21 protein-coding genes are annotated in these 18,545 nt (G+C 33.9%); 7 read left to right on the forward strand and 14 right to left on the reverse strand.

The features are described from left to right. Positions 1-94: 94 nt before the first annotated feature. The 3 genes from NLJ00_RS17425 to NLJ00_RS17435 all read right to left on the reverse strand — a co-directional run bounded on the left by NLJ00_RS17425 (position 95) and on the right by NLJ00_RS17435 (position 2,673). Positions 95-1,828 (reverse strand): FAD/NAD(P)-binding protein, encoded by a 1,734-nt coding sequence (locus tag NLJ00_RS17425; RefSeq protein ID WP_256634757.1) that lies wholly within the window; start codon positions 1,826-1,828, stop codon positions 95-97. 94 nt (positions 1,829-1,922) lie between these two features. Further along, positions 1,923-2,105: a hypothetical protein gene (locus tag NLJ00_RS17430; RefSeq protein WP_053471225.1), complete on the reverse strand. Its 183-nt coding sequence runs from the start codon at positions 2,103-2,105 to the stop codon at positions 1,923-1,925. 76 nt (positions 2,106-2,181) lie between these two features. Next, positions 2,182-2,673, reverse strand: a complete 492-nt coding sequence (locus NLJ00_RS17435) for a CinA family protein (protein ID WP_256634758.1) — start codon at positions 2,671-2,673, stop codon at positions 2,182-2,184. Between the two features lie 535 nt (positions 2,674-3,208). Here NLJ00_RS17435 and NLJ00_RS17440 point away from each other — a divergent pair. After that, a complete protein-coding gene (locus NLJ00_RS17440; protein WP_256634759.1) occupies positions 3,209-4,261 on the forward strand; it encodes a TlpA disulfide reductase family protein in 1,053 nt (350 codons plus the stop codon). A gap of 574 nt (positions 4,262-4,835) precedes the next feature. On the opposite strand, the gene NLJ00_RS17445 is transcribed toward NLJ00_RS17440, so the two are convergent. The 4 genes from NLJ00_RS17445 to NLJ00_RS17460 form a co-directional block, all read right to left on the reverse strand. Beyond that, positions 4,836-5,240: a helix-turn-helix domain-containing protein gene (locus NLJ00_RS17445; protein WP_256634760.1), complete on the reverse strand. Its 405-nt coding sequence runs from the start codon at positions 5,238-5,240 to the stop codon at positions 4,836-4,838. Between the two features lie 376 nt (positions 5,241-5,616). Continuing rightward, positions 5,617-6,156, reverse strand: a complete 540-nt coding sequence (locus NLJ00_RS17450; RefSeq protein WP_256634761.1) for a YceI family protein — start codon at positions 6,154-6,156, stop codon at positions 5,617-5,619. Positions 6,157-6,204: 48 nt separating this feature from the next. Beyond that, complete coding sequence (locus NLJ00_RS17455; RefSeq protein ID WP_082356405.1) at positions 6,205-6,744, reverse strand: YceI family protein; 540 nt, start codon at positions 6,742-6,744, stop codon at positions 6,205-6,207. Between the two features lie 14 nt (positions 6,745-6,758). Next, positions 6,759-7,127: a hypothetical protein gene (locus tag NLJ00_RS17460; RefSeq protein ID WP_053471238.1), complete on the reverse strand. Its 369-nt coding sequence runs from the start codon at positions 7,125-7,127 to the stop codon at positions 6,759-6,761. Between the two features lie 171 nt (positions 7,128-7,298). Between NLJ00_RS17460 and NLJ00_RS17465 the strand changes: the two genes are divergently transcribed. The 5 genes from NLJ00_RS17465 (at position 7,299) to hemA (ending at position 11,259) form a co-directional block, all read left to right on the forward strand. Further along, positions 7,299-7,688, forward strand: a complete 390-nt coding sequence (locus tag NLJ00_RS17465; RefSeq protein WP_053471239.1) for an OB-fold protein — start codon at positions 7,299-7,301, stop codon at positions 7,686-7,688. A gap of 27 nt (positions 7,689-7,715) precedes the next feature. After that, positions 7,716-8,555: a DUF5777 family beta-barrel protein gene (locus NLJ00_RS17470; RefSeq protein WP_256634762.1), complete on the forward strand. Its 840-nt coding sequence runs from the start codon at positions 7,716-7,718 to the stop codon at positions 8,553-8,555. Positions 8,556-8,683: 128 nt separating this feature from the next. Beyond that, positions 8,684-9,118 (forward strand): hypothetical protein, encoded by a 435-nt coding sequence (locus NLJ00_RS17475; protein ID WP_053471241.1) that lies wholly within the window; start codon positions 8,684-8,686, stop codon positions 9,116-9,118. A gap of 19 nt (positions 9,119-9,137) precedes the next feature. After that, complete coding sequence (locus NLJ00_RS17480) at positions 9,138-9,731, forward strand: globin family protein (RefSeq protein WP_053471242.1); 594 nt, start codon at positions 9,138-9,140, stop codon at positions 9,729-9,731. A gap of 223 nt (positions 9,732-9,954) precedes the next feature. After that, positions 9,955-11,259: a glutamyl-tRNA reductase gene (gene hemA / locus NLJ00_RS17485; protein ID WP_053471243.1), complete on the forward strand. Its 1,305-nt coding sequence runs from the start codon at positions 9,955-9,957 to the stop codon at positions 11,257-11,259. Between the two features lie 393 nt (positions 11,260-11,652). Here hemA and NLJ00_RS17490 read toward each other — a convergent pair whose 3' ends face one another. From NLJ00_RS17490 to NLJ00_RS17520, 7 genes are all read right to left on the reverse strand, one after another. Beyond that, a complete protein-coding gene (locus NLJ00_RS17490; protein ID WP_256634763.1) occupies positions 11,653-12,123 on the reverse strand; it encodes a hypothetical protein in 471 nt (156 codons plus the stop codon). An 89-nt stretch (positions 12,124-12,212) separates the two neighbouring features. After that, positions 12,213-13,397, reverse strand: coding sequence for a DUF3570 domain-containing protein (locus NLJ00_RS17495; RefSeq protein ID WP_180860288.1), 1,185 nt, complete (start codon positions 13,395-13,397; stop codon positions 12,213-12,215). 17 nt (positions 13,398-13,414) lie between these two features. Further along, a complete protein-coding gene (locus NLJ00_RS17500) occupies positions 13,415-13,648 on the reverse strand; it encodes a DUF4266 domain-containing protein (protein ID WP_053471246.1) in 234 nt (77 codons plus the stop codon). Further along, positions 13,645-14,538 (reverse strand): FAD:protein FMN transferase, encoded by an 894-nt coding sequence (locus NLJ00_RS17505; RefSeq protein WP_053471247.1) that lies wholly within the window; start codon positions 14,536-14,538, stop codon positions 13,645-13,647. Before NLJ00_RS17505 ends, NLJ00_RS17500 begins: the two co-directional genes overlap by 4 nt. Positions 14,539-14,578: 40 nt before the next feature. Further along, positions 14,579-15,013, reverse strand: a complete 435-nt coding sequence (locus tag NLJ00_RS17510; protein ID WP_053471248.1) for a thioredoxin family protein — start codon at positions 15,011-15,013, stop codon at positions 14,579-14,581. 681 nt (positions 15,014-15,694) lie between these two features. Then, entirely contained in the window at positions 15,695-17,281 is a 1,587-nt protein-coding gene (locus NLJ00_RS17515; protein ID WP_256634764.1) for a sensor histidine kinase, read from the reverse strand. Positions 17,282-17,317: 36 nt separating this feature from the next. Continuing rightward, positions 17,318-17,611: a TIGR03643 family protein gene (locus NLJ00_RS17520; RefSeq protein ID WP_256634765.1), complete on the reverse strand. Its 294-nt coding sequence runs from the start codon at positions 17,609-17,611 to the stop codon at positions 17,318-17,320. Between the two features lie 247 nt (positions 17,612-17,858). Here NLJ00_RS17520 and NLJ00_RS17525 point away from each other — a divergent pair, with 247 nt between their 5' ends. Continuing rightward, positions 17,859-18,542, forward strand: a complete 684-nt coding sequence (locus NLJ00_RS17525) for an SDR family NAD(P)-dependent oxidoreductase (RefSeq protein WP_256634766.1) — start codon at positions 17,859-17,861, stop codon at positions 18,540-18,542. Positions 18,543-18,545 lie beyond the last annotated feature (3 nt).

The raw sequence follows: 18,545 nt of genomic DNA on the forward strand, positions 1-18,545 counted from the left end.
TTGAAATATTATTAATGAAAAACCTGCACACTGTGTAGGTTTTTTATTTTAAATAGTACATGTTTTTTATATTATAAATTTCCACATTATTGCTTCATGGATTACCGTAAGTCTCAAGTATTTCTGTCACGATTCGCATCGATGCTGCCTCGCAGAAATCCAAACCTGAATAATCGGGGTTAAGGCCGCCCATATAAGGAACAGCCATCATATAAATATTTTTATTGTAGGCTCCGTACTGGTCAATAATCTGAAAATTATCATTGACTGCAATTCCGGGAACCTGCATAAAATAGTCGCCCTGCTCGTTTTTTTCAATAGTAGGGCTGTTTTTATTAAATGCTGTGAATCCTTCTTCGGATGATTTAAATTTTAATCGTGCCGGGCTGACAGCCTTCTGGGAGAGCAGACCCTGAAAAGGAAAATCATTATACGAGAGATGAGGCTGACCCACGCAGTCAATAAATGTTTTGTAATAAACAGACTGCTGTATATTATCATTATCAGTAAATTTATAAAGTATGCCGCCGTTATTTTGAGGCTCTACAGTGCTTTCGGCTCCTACAGGAACCAGATCCAGTACTCCGGCCTGATGAAGTGCCAAAAGTTCAGAACAAGATTTCTGGGGTACAAAAGCAATTATGATCGAAATAAGCGGCATGAGTACTTTCTGCAAACGCTGCATATCTTCGGCCGATAAATATTTTGCGGGATGATTCACTGCAAAACTAAGTACAGCAAGCATTTCTTTCCAATAAATAGATTCCTGTCTTTTAATGGATTTTTCTGCCTGCTTAAATTCTGCCCTTAACAGCTGAAAAGGATCCAGCCGTTCACGCAGCTCCATCATTTCAGCTACAAAATCTTCAATTGTAAATCCTTTAATCTGCTGATAAAATTCGGGATCCCTCTCTCTGAAGATTTCTTTAAAATCTTTTTCAAAGAGAAAGTCAAGTGATAAAAAACCATCATTATTTTTTCTGTGCGTATCAATTTCTTCTGCTGTGAGCAGGGAGCTGTTGGAAAGATGGGAGTCTTCAAGGTGAAAACGCACTGCCGGAAGCATCCCGCTTCTGGAATGCATGATAATTTTAAACGCATCATTTTCGGCCAGCGGCTCAAAAAAGAGGCTGCCATCTGCTGATTCTTCAAAATTACCGTTATGTCTGGCAAGTGTTCTTATAGCGTCAATTGCAGTAAGGGAAGAACCCTTTACAGCAATGGGATGATTAAGCCGTTGTGCTAGTTTTTGAGGAGGGTAAGGAGCATCATAATATCCCGGTATGGTACCTTCATAACGTAGAGGCCATTTGTGTCCGGTGCAAATTACTACGTAATCAAATTCCTGGCTTTCACTATGAGCTGCTTCAATATTTACAACTTGTTTTGCTGAATTCCAAATGACATCAGTAACCGTGCTGTTTAAATGAACCTTTGTGACAATACAGGCTTTTGCTCCTGCTTGCTGAAGAAGTTCAAACTGTCCGCTGAGATAATAGCCAAAAAGAAGGCGCGGTACTACTTTATATTCATTAAAGCGCTCCGGATCAATTTTAAATCTTTCCAGTAAATCTGAAGGTGCAGTTTTAATCCATTCTGCCATAGCATTCACAATTACAGGTATTTCATTATCCGACACATTGGTAACATGTTCATCATTGGCACCTTCAATACTGTATGGCATTCCCGATCCAAGTTCTGCTTTTCTTTCAAAAATATCAATATCAAAATCATTTCTTCCTGATTCTATTAATCTCTTATAGACAAACAGCCCGCTTGGACCTCCACCGAGAATGGCAATTCGTTTTTTTATTTTTTCAATATCCATTGGTAATTGTATTTATTGCTGAGAATTTAAGAGACTTCCTTTAGGTTATTGCGCGATGGATTCAATTTATGTATGTCTGCATCGAGCTCAATTTCTATTGTTGCTGAGCGGGAACCAGAACTGAATCCATAAATTTTCCAGTTATAACGGTTCCTTGTTCGTCTTCCCACTGTGTTATGACATTTTCTATCAAATCGGGTTCAAAACCGATTACTTTCATTACAGGTCCGCCAAATTCCTGTTTTACATCTTGTCCTTTTTTAAATATTGTGCTCATAATGATAGGTTTAATGCAGAGACAGTCTTAATATAACCTTGGCTCTTGCGGTTTTGATTTATATTGTCTGTAAATATTAATACGGCTTATTAGATTTTATTTTTTCAAAAATCAGCGAAGCGGTTTTGTCTGCTGCCTGTTGCAGGATTTCCTGCGGACTGCCGGTGAAAACCTCTCTGTGATTTATGGTTCCCATAGGTGTAATTATAGAGAGAAATATTGTACCGACAGGTTTTTCCTCGTTTTCACTTCCTCCTGGAGTGGTAAGACCTGTTAGGGCAACGGTAATATCGGAATTAAATATAACAGCAGCGCGTTCTGCAAGTGCACTGGTCACTTCTGCTGATTCAGGCGTATAGGTCTCTATAAGATCGTGTGGCACGAGCATGATTTCTTCTTTTACAAATACTTCGTAACACACAATCCCGCCTCTTAAAATTTGTCCTGAGACAGGAGACAAAGAAAATTCAAAACTTAATTTTCCAGCTGATGCGCTTTCTGCAAAGGCAATGTTCCAGCCTTTGGCTGCTATGGCTTCGCTGCATTTGATTATAATTTCAGATGTCATACTTATTTGTCTATATTATTATTCTCCAGCAGGACTAATGTTAAGGAATTTTTATAAACGGCAGGAAGTTCGTTATTTCGTAAAAATGTTTTCATGTCAGCTCTATTAACTAATCAAATTTCAGAAAACAGTTGTTTTATTTTGTTATATCTTTTGCTCTATTACTTATAAAATTAATTCGTACCAATTATCTATTATCCTGACGGAAAATATTAAGTAATGCTTTGTTATGCCGGAAAATCACGCAAATATGGATATGATAAGTGTAATTTCATCATATAAATATGATGCTTTATCAATGTAGTAAACTAATGTTGAAATTTTAAAAGAAATTTATCTAAGAAAATGATTCAAAAAAAATTAAGTTTACTGAATAGTTCTCAATAATTTATAAGTAGCAAATGCATGAATTTTAATTGCCAATTTTTAAGTTTTTCTACTATGGCAATTTTTTTTCATCTTGTATAAAAGATCAAGCACAAGATATTGAAAATCTAACATCTCAATAATTATTCTAATTACAAGAAGATTGACCATGAAAAAACAAACCTATATCATTATCCTATTTTTTTTTATTAGTCTAATTCAAGCACAAAAAAATAGTCCAGATTATTTTACATTAAAGGGTGTTTTAAAAAATAACTACAAAGGTTATTTATACGTTTCTTATGATGATAAAAAAGATAGTTGTTTAATAAAAAACAATAAATTTTCTTTCAAAGGCCGTATACAAGGTAACATGACAAATGTATTTTTCTGGTTGAGAGGAAAACCTTGTATAATGAAAAAAGAATTTTTTATCGAAAATAAAAACGTTAAAATCAACTTAGCTTTTTATGAAGAAATCCAAAACAAGGATACGACAGTTTTTTTTCATGCAACTTCAATTGTGGGTACAAAAACAGCTTTAATACAGGCCGATTATGAAAGATTTGCTGCTAGTAATTTATTTGCTAAAGATAGGCTTCAAAAGTTATACAGAAAGCTAAACACAATGGCAGTTAAAAACCCAAAAAATTATTATGTGGGTAATTTAATAGAGGAAATGTGTTGGGATAGCACCTTGGATAAAAATCAATTAAAAAAAATATATAGTAAATTAGATAAAAAAAATCAACGAAAAGGCACTATTTATATTATAGAAAAAAAACTTTATCCTAAAAACGACATAAATGTAAACGATATGGTTTATGATTTTGAATTGCCGGATGAAAACAACACTGTATTTAAAACAGTATCTTTAAAAGGGAAATGGTATCTTATAGATTTTTGGGCAACCTATTGTAGTATCTGTATCGCTGCATTTCCTAAATTACAAAAGATTCATGATTTATATAAAGACAGGAATTTTGAAATTTTAGCAGTTTCCGTTGATAAAGATTTGCAACAATGGCAAAATTTCTTGAAAATGAATGATCTAAAATGGAAAAATTTGATTGAAAAAAGAGGTATTGACGATAGCGAAGCTGTAAAAAAATACATTTCTTTTACCCCATCAAATTTTTTAATTAACCCCGAAGGTAAAATAGTTGCAAGGAATATTAGTCCCGAAGATTTAGAAAAATTACTCAAAAAAAAATTAAAATAATCCTAAACAATGACCGAGAATTTCCTTTTCCAATATTTGGAAAAGGAAGACATCTTTATTGATAAAAATGAATTTTTGTTTCAAATACAATCACATCCCGATTATCTATCGTTGTTGTCTATTGCTGATACTTTGCGTTTTTTTTTTTGCTTCTTAGAAATTCTACACCTGATAAAAATCTCCCGACTTTTTACGGTTAGTTCTTATTATTGTCTTGGATTTTTACATTCAGTAAAATATTCTAAGAGAAGTAGTTTAAAAGTCAGAGACTTTATGAAGTCTCTGTTTTCAATTATATTTGTTTAAAATGGCGCAAAGTCAGAGACATTTGCGCAGCGTAATTTATATAGGTAAATACCCCTCGCTCTTCGAATTCTTCCTTAACAGCTGCGCAAATGTCTCTAACTTTGCAAAATTTATTTTTGCTTCTTATAAGTTCTACACCTGATAAAAGTCTCGTTCTTGTAAAAATCTATGGGAATATCTCATGACTTCGCACCCATACATAATGTTCCAAAACAAAAAAGAGACTTCAAAAGTCTCTTTTTAGAATTAATATATCTTCTATGAATAATTATTTACTGATTAACTTTTCAAGCCTCATCATCATTTCATCTTTCTCTTTCAACATACGCTCGTACAAAGCAATTTTTTCTTCGTGCAATTTTAGCACTTGGTCTATAGGATTAAATGTACAAGTGTCATTATTTTGATACCCAATTGAACCGTTGTCAAATGTATTAGAAATAATATTTATTGCCTGCTCCTCATCAAAATTTTGAAAAGCTTCAACAGGAATTTTTAATACAGCAGAGATTTGTTTGAGCAGATTATCTTCAATTACATCTTTCTGCTCCAGTAAAGAAATTTTCTTTTGATTCCATTCTTCTCCCAGATCATAAGCTAATGCTTCCTGCTTTATGTTAAGCATTTCTCTGAAACGTTTTACGTTTTTACCCTGATGTATTTTCTGTTCCATAGCGAATGTCAATTTTTCTAAAGGCTCAAAGATAAAACCATTTTTTTGAATTAAAACCTAGCGTTTCAAAAATTAAAAAAAAATCCCATTTCGTTAGAAATGGGGTTTTAGTTTTTGTGACCGTTACTGAACAATTTACAAACCATTTTATGAATGATTTAAAGAAATTAGCCTATTTTCAACTGAATTTATAAGATAATTATTTTGATTTTCGATTAGTTGGCGGTTTGCATGTATCGTAAGGTTTAACGTTAAAATATTTTAAACAATGGTGATTTTAATTTATAAATAAGGATTAGTTCTGAATATACAACTCGGTATTTAAGTGAAGAATTTAGCAAAATTAAATAAATTCCGATTTCTATCTTTTGGCCTATCAATTTACAACCGCATCAGTTTGAATATTTATTTTGTTTGAAACCTTGTCTTTAACAATACTGGGTATCTCAATATTAAAATCATTTGAATCTACAGTAAAATTAGATAAAATATTAATTCCAGTTCCTGACTTGCGTATTCTTGCTGTAGTTTTTATATCCTTTGATTTTCCGTGAAGTTCCAGTTTTCCTTTTATGGTAAAAACCTTAAAATCTGTAGTTAGGCTGTTAAAATCAAATCCATCTATTTTTCCTTTAAATATTGCTTTTGGATATTGGTCACTTTCTATATAATTTTCATTAAAATGTTCTTCCATTAAAGCAACCTTAAATTGAAAACCTTTCATAAGGGCTAAACTCGCAATTTCTCCTGTTGCAGGATTCAAAACAAAAGTAACATTCTTATTTACTGCCTTGACTTCTTCAAAAGAAGGAACAGAAGCTTCAAAAGTAACTTTCCCTGATTTGCTAATCATTTTTTCTTGTGAAAAACTAATAGCGCAAACACACAACATTGCAATAAGTATGATTTTTTTCATTATTCTGTCTTTTATTTTTTTATAAAATCATTCCGTTTTGTTCGGCTTTTATTTTAAAACCGCAATTATTTGAATCTTGACTTTATTATCCAGTTTATATTTAATAAGCGACGGAATTGGAATACTAAAATCACTTGCATTTACTTCAAAATCAGAAATAAAAGTAATTCGGGAACCTGATCTTGTAATTTTTGCATCGGCATTTATATCCTTAGATTTTCCATGTACTTCTAATTTTCCTTTTATAGTGTAATCTTTATAATCTTCAGTTAGATTTTTAATGTCAAAATCTTCAATTTGTCCTCTAAAAATAGCTTTCGGATACTTATCGGTTTCCATGTAATTTTCATTAAAATGTTCTTCCATTAATGCCATTTCAAATTCGAATCCTTTCATTAAAGCCAGACTTGCTACTTCTCCTGTTACGGGATTCAAAACAAAAGTTACATTGCTGTTAGTTCCCGCAACCGGCTGAAAAGAAGGAACTGAAGCTTCCAGAGTTATTGTTGCAGATTTAGTTACTATTTTTTCTTGCGAAAAAACAATAAAAGAAGCCAATATCATTGGCATTATTATGATTTTCTTCATGTTGCTGTTATAGACTATTTTTCTAATAATCCATCTTGATTCCATTTATTTATAATGTCGATAGTAGCTTGAGGCAATCTTGGTCCGCCTTGCGGCATTAAGGAACTATCTCCATTTTCTAAAGAAATTCGTGTAAGCAATCCTCGGTTTAAAACTGCATTTTTCACCTGTTCATAAGTAACTAAAGACATTGGCGCGCCATTTTTAGGAACTGCCGCATGGCATACAACACAGTTATTATCAATAATAGATTTTACATTTTGGTTGTATGTTGCCAAACCATTAATTGGTGTAGAGTCAATTAAAGTACTTGGATCATCGTTGGCACAACTTACAAAAATTGATGCTAATGATGAGATGGCGAAAAGGGTTTTTAAATTCATAAGATTGGTTTTTAGTTATAAATAAATGCATGATTTTTTTAAGAATCATCAGGCATTTCAAAATCATATACGTTGAAAAGAATAATACAGATTTGGCAAGAGGCATATTTAATGTTTTAAATCCAATAGGTATTTTTTAACGTAGATAATTTGAAATACTAAAAACCAGTTATGAAAAAAAAAATACTAATTACAATTTCCATTTTTATAATAATCGGAATTTCGGCGTACCTCTACATCTACAAAGGGCATAGAGATATAGAATCAGAAACTGCCGATTATGTTGTAACCGTTAACGAACTAGAAAGAGAGTTTACTTCAAACGATAGTCTGGCTTACATCAAATATCAGGACAAAACAATTGAATTATCTGCACGAGTAACAAGTATTGATAAAGCCAGTAATGGAATTGTTATGAGCGAAAAAATATTTGTCACATTCAAAAAACCTTTGCCGCAAAATATTATATCTGGGAAAAATATCAAGATTAAAGGGCGTTTTTTAGGATATGACGAACTGCTCCAGGAATTTAAAATAGACCAATCTTCAGTTGTACACTAATACAAATAACAATTTAAAACTAACCTCATGAAAAACTTTATTCTATTATTTTTTTTATTTCCGCTCTTAACCTTCTCCCAAACCGATTTGTTGTCTGGAGTAGAAACTCCTTCTGCAAAAGAAAAAGTGAATTCTGCATTCAAAGCCCTAAAAATTGTTAATCTCGAATCTACAAAATTGGCAGCAAAAGGCGATTTGTATTTTGTTGTTGCACACCGATTTGGTTCTATTAAAGATGGTTTTGAAGGTTTCTACGGACTGGATAATGCCAATACACAAATAAAATTTATTTACGGTTTAACAAATGGACTCAACGTAAGTGCTGCCAGAAGTGAATTTGCTTACGATTTTGCAACAAAATATATGTTGTTTCCTCAAATAAAAGATGGTTTCCCAGTTACTATTGCCGGGTTTAATAGTTTGTCTATTAATAACACGTTAAAAGAAAGTCTGTATCCGAAACTTCAATTTAAAGACAGGCTGACTTATGTAGCGCAGCTGCTGATTTCCAGAAAATTTTCTGAAAAGCTGTCTTTAGAAATTGTGCCGTCATTCTTTCATCAAAATTTTGTTGAAGATGTAGATCAAAGCAATACTCAATATGCCATAGGATTTGGAGGAAGATATAAATTTGCTAAGCGCTGGTCTTTAAATATGGATTATGCGGCGCATTTAAACAGAGCACCAAATTCTCTTTATAAAAATCCGCTATCTATAGGTTTTGATTTAGAGACTGGCGGACACGTTTTCCAAATGCATTTTACCAGTTCACAAGCAATTGATGAAGCCGGATATCTTGGAAGAACTACTGGCGACTGGACAAAAGGAGATATATTTTTTGGATTTAATCTTGCCAGAGTTTTCTAGTATCTCCTTTATAATTAAATTATTAGGTAATTTCTGTATTTAAAACGATTCTAAATTAATCGATTTGCAATTATTTATAAAACCGCAACGATAAAGTAAACGTAGATAATTTTAAAACCATAAAAATTATGAAAACTAATAAAATAATCAAAAAAGGACTTTTTATACTGATCGGAATATTTGGGTTATTTATCGCCATTTTACTTTTTCACATTATAACAGCAAAACCACCCGTTTATGATACTCCAAATCTGCAAGTAAGCAGAATCGATTTTAAATCAGATATCGATTCTCTGCAAGCCAGACAAATCTGTGCCGACTTAAGAAGTATAAAAGGTCTGACATCTGACTCTATTATCGTTAAAAGAAATGTTGTGGTGTATTTCCACAATAATAAAATTACAAATTCAGAGAAAGTTTTCAATGAGTTGATGTCTAAAAGAAACTATGATGCTAAGCGTTATATTTTACCGGCAAATTTAGCAAACAAAGAAGTCTGCCCAATGGATCAAAACAGTTTGAGCTATAAATTATCTCAAAAAATAAACCGTTTTTTTAATTAACCCTTTAATACCTTAATTTATGAAAATTTATTCAAAACTTACACTTAGTGTATTACTTGCTGCATCTGCAGCTATGATTTCCTGCAGCAGTAATGATGACGAAACCCCAGAACCTCCTGTAAAGGCATCAATCTATGAACGCTTAGGTGGAACTAAAATGGTTTCTGATCCAGATAACTCCGGTCAAATGATTGAACAGGGACGTTTGAGTTTCCGTAAAGTGGTAAATTCAACTATTGGATTAATTGTTGCTGATATTCAATCTAATGCTTCGGGGAATTTACAAGCACATTTTGCGCCTTTATTAGCAGAAACTGGAACTACTCAGTCTACTAATATTGCTAAATTGTCCGATAATCTGACTGATTTCTTTTCTTATAATACTGGTGGTACAAATGCGGTAAATACATATTCCGGTTTGAACATGGTTGCTGCTCATGATCCTGCAAAAAATCCTCGTATGGGAACAAAATCCAGTAGTGCAGATTATACAAAATTTGAAGGATATGTTGGAGCTGCAGCAAATGCAAATGGTGTTGCTTCAAATACAGAACTTTATACAGACATTGTTGCTGTTTTAGAATCATTGAGAACTCCTATAGTTCAAAAATAATTTTCTTATCAAAACGCTGTCTGAAAAGGGCAGCGTTTTATATTTCAATATCATTTTAAAATATATAAATATTTTTGAAAAACTGTTATTGTTATAATATCAGGAAATTATATAAAATCGCCGGTTTGAATCAATTTGTTCCACAGCGATAAAAAACACTTTTAGCGCTGTTGTATAAATTAGCAAGTAATAATTTTTGAACTTTTTAAGGAACCCCATAAATATGGAAAATTTTAATATGTCCAGATCCACCACTTTTTACGCATTAGGGTTAAGTTACAAGAAAGCAGATGCAGTTATAAGAGGAAAATTTAGTCTAGACACTAAAGCACAATCTGATTTATTATTACAAGCTAAAGCAGAAGGTATAGAATCTTTGATTGTTACTTCTACTTGTAATAGAACTGAAATTTATGGTTTTGCCCATCATCCTTATGAGTTAATCAAATTGCTTTGCGAAAACAGCAATGGTTCTGTAGAAGAATTTCAGGAAGTTGCTTATATATATAAAAATGAAGAAGCTGTTAACCACATGTTTCGGGTAGGAACAGGTTTAGACAGTCAGATTTTGGGAGATTTTGAAATTATCAGCCAAATTAAAATCGCTTTTAATAATAGTAAACAGGAAGGTTTGGTAAATACTTTTCTGGATCGTTTAGTAAATACTGTTATTCAAGCGAGTAAAAAAGTTAAAACGGAAACTAAAATTTCTTCTGGTGCAACATCCGTTTCTTTTGCATCAGTACAATATATAATCCGAAATGTAGCAGATATTGGAAATAAAAATATTTTGTTATTTGGAACAGGAAAAATAGGAAGAAATACTTGTGAAAACTTAGTAAAACATACTAAAAACAGTCATATTGCTCTTATAAACAGAACAAAAAATAAGGCCGAATTATTGGCTGGAAAACTGAATGTTATTGTAAAAGATTATGCCAATCTACAAGAAGAATTACAGCAGGCAGATGTGCTGGTTGTGGCGACTGGAGCGCAAAATCCAACTATTGACAAAACATCTCTAAATTTACAGAAACCTTTATTAATCTTAGACTTATCCATTCCAAGAAATGTAGATACTAATGTAGAAGAAATATCAGGAGTAACTTTAATACATCTGGATTATTTATCTCAAATTACTGATGATACGCTGGAAAGAAGAAAACAACATATTCCTGCTGCAGAAGCTATTATTGACGATATGAAATTAGAATTTAATACGTGGATAAATGGTCGTAAATGTGCACCAACTATTCATGCATTAAAATCCAAACTAAATGACATTGTATCGGCTGAATTTGCTTTTCAAAAAAAGAAAACAACCAATTTTGATGATGTTCAGATTGATTTAATCAGTTCCAGAATTATTCAAAAATTAACAAACCATTTTGCAAGTCATTTAAAAAATGAAAATACGTCAGTAGATCAAAGTATCGAATTTATTGAAAAAGTATTTCAAATAGGACATCTCGCAACTAAAAAGCCAGCATCACCAGTAGAAGAAAAATACAAAATCAATCTCTCATAAATACTTAATTAACTACAGTTTCGAACCTATACGATGTCTCTGAAACAAGCTATAAAAAAATAGAACCCGCCAGCGGCGCTGCATGCTTCGACGGGTCTGTCCATAAACATAATCTTCCAAAAAATGTTTACTTAATTTTGCATAGGAGTAATGAATACATTATTGGTTAAAGTTAGATTAATTAATTTAATGACAATTTACACGATTATTAATTAATTTTATAATTACCTTGTTTACTATAAATAATCTGAGATCATTAATCCATCTTATAAAAAAGAAGTAAACCATTTTTTTTTGCTTCTGTGAATAAGCTTTTATGGATTATATTTTAAAATATGACGTATTGGCTGCTATTTGAAGATAAAAAAGAGGCTCCCAAAAGCCTCTTTTAAATTAATGTTTACCATTTCCTTTTCCCTTGCCATTTCCATTATGGTTTCCATTATCATGGTAGCTTTTATCTTTATTGTTTCCTTTTCCTGGCTTTTGTCCTATTGTTTTTTGAGGTTTTCCTTTATACCCTTTTCCGTATTTTACTTTGTGAGATTTAAAGTTGTCGTAAGGTCTGTCTCCTCTGTAATCAGTCAGTACTACTTTGTATTCATTATACAGATCATAGTTTCTATAGGCTGAAGGCAGTGATCTGGTTCTAACCCATTGTCCGTTATTTAAATAAACATAATTTGACGTGCTTACGTCATAATAAGTTTCAAGATCCGGCAGATAATAATAACGAACATCTGAATAACCGGCAGGTCCCCATGCAGGAGGTGTTCCTATATTCACATTTACTGATACCTGAGCCTGAGTGTAACTAAATGAAAGGAATAAAATTCCGATCAAAAAATATTTTAAAGTTTTCATGATTTTACTTTTTAAGTCATTAATTATATTTCGGTAAAAACAATAAACGTGCCGAAAAATTTATATGTTTTTAAGTGTTTGATTATGTTTTATTTATATTTTATGTTAATGCTGATAATATCAGAAGTCATATTAGTAGTTCTGGTATAATGCCCATAACGAATCTCTAACGTATTCCAATGCTTGAGCCCGAAAATGCCATTAAGGGGCGTGAATTTCGTTCCCATCCCAAAGAAACTGCTGTCAAACTTAGATAAATCATAGTTGCTGGTATAATATTCATCAGCTGCAGTATGCTCGCCGTAAGGTTTAAAATATTTCGTTCCTGTCTGGGTATAATATCTGTAGAACGGACTCACTGAAAACGCCTGTGTTAACTTCACCGGAATTTCAAGATCAGCGGTATGAGCTTTTAAACTCCAGTCATCAGTATAATATCTGTAATATGCACGAATAATTATATTATCCCCAAAAAAATAACTGGCCCTGATTCCAAGTGGAATTTTAAGTCTTGTATCCGGCATTTTTTCCTGATGAACAGATCCGTCTGCAAAATAAACCCTGTGAAAAGGAAGACTTAAATACCCATTTTGTCTGATAACATCACCTACAAGCATTACCTGCAGGTTTTTGTTTACAACCTGAGAATAACTTAAAGTTCCTGCAAAAGTATTTCTGTTAGCGCTGTCATAACCTTCACTTCCAGGTACACGAAGTTCCACGGGTTCAATTAATTTCAGCTGATCTATAAAGGTTTGAAATTTAGCGGTAAATTCTCCGTTTCTGTCCTTTGTTTTTTGTGAGAAGCTGATGTTTCCTCCAAAAGATTGATAATCAAACTCAGTTGATGATGAAACGCCAATCCCAAGTGTTCTTCCTTTTTCCTCATTTTCTCTCAGATAAGTTAATGAAGGGTAGAAGCGGTTGTCTGAAGATGAAGCAGATGAATTCGCACTCAAATCAATCATATCTGATGAAGCAGAAGTATAATGGTCAATGCCGGCTTCAATATCAAAGGTATGTTTGATCCCGTTTTCACCATATTTTACCAGTTTAACATCAATAGTGTTAGCGATATCAGTAAGATGCTCAGAACCAATTCCTCCTGTAACGGCAGAATTGTTTCCATCCTGTTTATAATAACTGGAAACCAGATTTACCTCTTCGAGTTTTAATTTTTTGCTTTTATAACTGGTAGAATCAGTAGGAACATTTTGTGCTCTTAGCTGAAATAGTGCCAATAAAGCAAATCCTGTTATGAATATTCTTTTCATTTTTTGATCAAATCAAATTAGTTACAGCCGCAGCCGCCGCCGCTTTTTCCTGAATTTGCTCCGGAAGCTCCTTCACGGTAGGATTGAAAACTAAGTTCTGTCTTTTCGATTTTTCTATTAGAAAGTACCATTTCAGAATCGTTGATTTTTCCTTTCTGGTATTCCTTTACGGAAGTGCAGGAGGTGAGCAGTATACCTGTAAAAGCAATACTGTAGAGGAGCACGAGATTTTTTTGCTTTGGCTTTTTCATTTCAGGTTAATGTTTTTAGAAGTGTAAATTTTATTGTTGTCGTCGATTATAATACAATACAGATCCGGTATCTGATCTATTAAAAACAAGCCGGCTTTAATACCCATAACTGCTATTGGGGTAGCCATTGCATCTGCAAATTCTGCATTTGATGCGATAATGGTCACGCTTTTTATTCCGGTTATTGGCAGTCCTGTTTTTGGGTCAATGGTATGCGAATATTTTTTCCCGTTAATGGTCACGAACTTTTCGTAGTTTCCAGAAGTTGCCACGGCTTTATTAGAGATTTCCATGTACGAAAATGCCGCATTTGGAGCATCGGGATCCGCCACGCCAATAGTCCATTTTTTACCATTAGGCTGTAATCCCCAGGCCGAAAGATCTCCGCTGGCATTAATAATGCCGCTCTGCACATTATGTTTTATAAGAATTTGTTTTGCCATTTCAGCAGCATATCCTTTTCCGATACCTCCAAAACCAATTCGCATTCCTTTTTCTTTTAAGAACACTGTTATATTTTCTCTGTCAAGGATTATGTTTCGGTAGTCAATAAGATGTACCATTTTGAGTGCCGTCTCAGGATCAGGAAGACTTGTCATTGCTTTATCAAAATTCCATAGACTTTTATCGATACTTCCATAAGAAATATCAAAAGCGCCTTGTGTAATTTTCGAAATTCCGATAGATCTTTCGATAAGATTAAAAACTTCCAGATCTACCTTAACAGGCTTAATACCTGCATTATCATTGATAAAATTGGTCTGACTATCTGCCTTGTAGGTCGTCAAAAGTTTCTCAATCCGTCTGATTTCTTCAATGGCAAGATCGATATTTTCATTACCCAGCTTTTCATTTTCGGCAACAACTGTTATAGTAAAGTTGTTCCCCATAAGTTTTAGGGATTGCGAATATTTTTGGGTCTTAATTATGTTATTTTCGGCTCTCACAGATCGCTTTTATTTCGGCAGTCCACTGTTCAGGAGTAATTTCTGGTTTTCCATGCCAGGTTTTAAGTACTTTTCCATCGGCATCCAAAAGAAGCGTTAGAGGAAAACTTCCTTCCTTGTTGTATATTTCGGCTAAATCTTCGTTTCGTTTGACCTGCTGGGGTGTTCCGATATTTTTCTTTTTCCTTGGAAAATCAGCATTCACCAATACTAAATTCTGGTTGGCCATGTCTGTGAATACCTGGCTTTCAAAATAGTCTTTGCGCGTCACAATACAAGGTCCGCACCAGTCTGAACCGGAGAAGTTCAATAGGATTAATTCATGTTTTTCCTTTGCCGTTTTTTTTGCATTATTAAAGTCAGGTTCCCAGTTGATGGGAAGTATGTTTAATAGAAGAAATAATGTAATTAGTTTCATTTTGCAATCTGTTTTTAGGTATATACGAAATAACGCATTGTTGCGATTCTTATTTTTTTTAATTGCTTAAGATTCAATTAATTTTTACTCCGCTTCAGGACTGTTTCTTTTTAAAAATTGAATAGGAGAATTAAATTTAACAAAGGAACGTCTTCATGTATACCCATCAATACACAGCTGGCATATTTTAACTATAGTTTTAATTCTAAAAGGTTAATTCTAAATCTCAAATGGTTCAGACTTGACAAGGCCGATAGTTCCAGTTTGAAGGCACTTTCCTTTAATATTCTTGAGCTTGAGCAGTTTCAGGCCTTTATAGGGCAAAATCCACTTAACTTTTCAGGTCAGTCATTTGTGGAGCCCACTAAAATAGAAGAATTTGATTTTTTTATAAACAATAATGTTCCGAAGGGAATATTGTCATTTTATCCTGTTATTTCAAAAATGCAGATACAGACACTCATCCTACAATTCATCAGGTTATGAAAATTGTCCTCACCGATGAAAATTATCAGCCTGCTCTCAATTATACATTGGATTTTGATGTGATTGGCAAGATTGAAATTTACAGGAATGCAAAATAAAAAAGATGTATTTATGAAGCTGTCTAATATTATTTTATCAGACAGATTGCTGTTATTGTAAAATTCCTCTAACGGGTGAAGTTGTAAATTTCAATTGCTACAGCGTATCGGTTTTTTGTTTTAAAGGAAGTGTCACCGTAAATTCGGCACCGTTGTCCTTTTCTCCGGCTGCAGTTATTTTGCCATTATGCCTTTCGGCAATCTTTCTGCACAGGGCAAGGCCCAAGCCATTTCCCTCGTACTGATCTTTAGAATGCAGTCTTTCAAATGCCGTAAAAATCTTTTCTGCAAATTTAGGATCAATTCCAATACCATTATCCTTTATTTTTATCTGTACAAAATCCTGGCCGTCACTATTGATGATGCTGCTTGTTATGATAACTCTGGGAGGCTCGCCCGCTTTGGAAAATTTCAGGGCATTTTGGATCAGGTTATAGAAAAGCTGGTTAATTAAAATCGGCGCTCCCTGAATTTGCGGAAGATCAGAAGTAACTAAAATAGCACCTTTTTCTCTTATTATGAGCTCGAGGTCTATTTTTATGTCTTCAATAACCTCATTAAGAGTAATTGTTTCTATAAACTGTGAAGTTTTGTCAAGGGTGGAATAGGTCAAAATTCCTTCTATAATATTTTCCATTCTCTGGGCAGACTGGCTTACTTTATGAAGGTATTTTTTAGATTTTTCATTAACATTGTCTTCTATGTCATTTCGTAAAAGGGTATTGAAAAATTTAATTTTTCGCAGCGGCTCTCGAAGATCGTGGCTTACTACGCTGGCAAAATGCATCAGATCGCTATTAGAACGCGTGAGCTCATTTGTGCGGCTTGCGACCTGCTTTTTTAGTTCTTCCTGAAATTCCTTATGCTCGTGTATATCCTGAACAATCCCAATGATGGTCTTTGCAGACCCGTCCTTGTCCTTGATAATCTTTCCATTGATTTTAGCCCAGCGGTAGGAGCCGTTATCATTTAAAATTCTTGCCTCATAACATATTTTTCCCGTTGCCTCAGCCTGCTGGTGTGCTTTTTCGCGCGCCGGGAGGTCCTCTTGATGAAGTTTTGAAATTAAATCGTCATTTGTTGTTTCGCTTCCAATGGAACAGATCGTATTGAAATTTGCTGAAGTCTTGATTTTTTTGGTCTCAAGGTCTATTTCATAACTTCCTATCCCGGAGCTTTCTATAGCTATGGTTAATTTTTCATTCGCTTTCAGGGTTTCTTCTTTTGCTTTGTGCAGATCCGTGATGTCAGCGCCGGTGTTAAGCACGCCATAGACTTTTCCATGCTCGTCAAAGAGCGGAATAAAACTATAATTAAAGTAATGTTCGGTCATAATTCCCTGCATGACCAGATCTACTTTTCTGCCCACAGCATGAAAGGCTGTTCCGGTTTTGAGAACGCCAAGGGCCTCATCGAGAATCTGCTGGTTTTCAATTTCAGGAACAACACTGAGATAGGTTTTTCCAAGTACATCATTTCCTTTGCCCCATGTTTTGATCATGGCATCATTGGCCAGTGCAATTTCTAAATTATCTCCCACATACACTCCGACGGGAAGAGGGATAGCATCAATTATATTTTGTAGAAGCCCTGGATTACGGTACATAGCGTTAGATTTGATTGGTATAGTTTTAATGGCGAAGCTATTGGCTTTTAAATGTTTATGGTTACATGAATTCTGCATTTTTTATCATAATTCCAATAATACAGTTGATTGTTTCTATTGTTTCTGCTTCGATTTTTTGTTATTGGAAATGGCCCGCTGCTCGCTGCATCTAAAGCGTTTAATTGCGTCACTGCGTTTCCGCAGATGCTTTGTTTGACAGTTTTCTACCCTTTTGCGCCAAAGTTTATAGCTGCCGGGTTTGAGTTCCTTCTTCATTAAAATTTTTACATCAGATTCCTGAAGCTCAAACTGATATGCAATGGCCTCAAAAGGGGTTCTGTCTTCCCATGCCATTTCAATTATTCGATCCAGGTCACGATCGGGAAATTGCCGTTTTACTTTTTTCATAATTGTATTTTTTTGAGGGATTCCCAATAGGGAATTAAGGAGAGCATAGCGAAGTTAAATAAAATAGTTTTTATTTTGTTTAATATTTATTAAAAATACTTAAACAATTATTATCTTTAACATTAAGATATCATCTTATATGAAATACCCCTTTGGTCTTTTTGATATTTAATAAATAATATCTTATTTTCTTGAAAATCATAGCAGAAACAATCAGAACGGTTCTTTAATTCTAATCTTTAAAAAAATGAAAACTATTGTAATTGTTGGCGGCAGTAAAGGAATCGGTAATGGTGTTTTAGTGCAGCAGCTGGAAAATTATAAGGTAATCAATATCAGCAGGACAGCTCCCGATATTACCCATCCAAATTTAATTCATTTTTCAGTTGATGTGCTCCGTGATGGTTTGCCTGAATTTGAAAGTATAGATGCCCTGGTGTATTGTCCGGGGTCCATAAACCTCAAACCCATTCTGGGCTTAAGCCTGGATGATTTCAGAAAAGATTTTGAAATTAACGTGATGGGTGCCGTCAAAGTGATTCAGCATTATCTGCCTGCGTTAAAGAAAGGAGAAAACCCTTCTATTGTTTTATTCAGTACCGTTGCGGCAAAGCTCGGAATGCCTTTTCACTCCAGTATTGCGGCCTCTAAGGCAGCAGTAGAGGGTCTGGTTAAATCGCTAGGTGCCGAACTTGCCCCGTTAATTCGTATCAATGGTATTGCCCCGACTATTACAGAGACTTCTTTGTCGGGATCTATTTTAAGAAACGACCGTATGAAAGAAAATATGATCGAGCGCCACCCCTTGAAAAATTACCTCAAGCCCGCAGAGGTGGCTCGTATGGCAGGGTATCTTATTTCTGAAGATGCAGCATCAATTTCAGGCCAGATTTTCGCGATGGATTATGGTTTGGTAAGCTTTAAATTGTAAAAC

Source organism: Flavobacterium panici (assembly GCF_024499525.1).
Classification (GTDB): domain Bacteria; phylum Bacteroidota; class Bacteroidia; order Flavobacteriales; family Flavobacteriaceae; genus Flavobacterium; species Flavobacterium panici.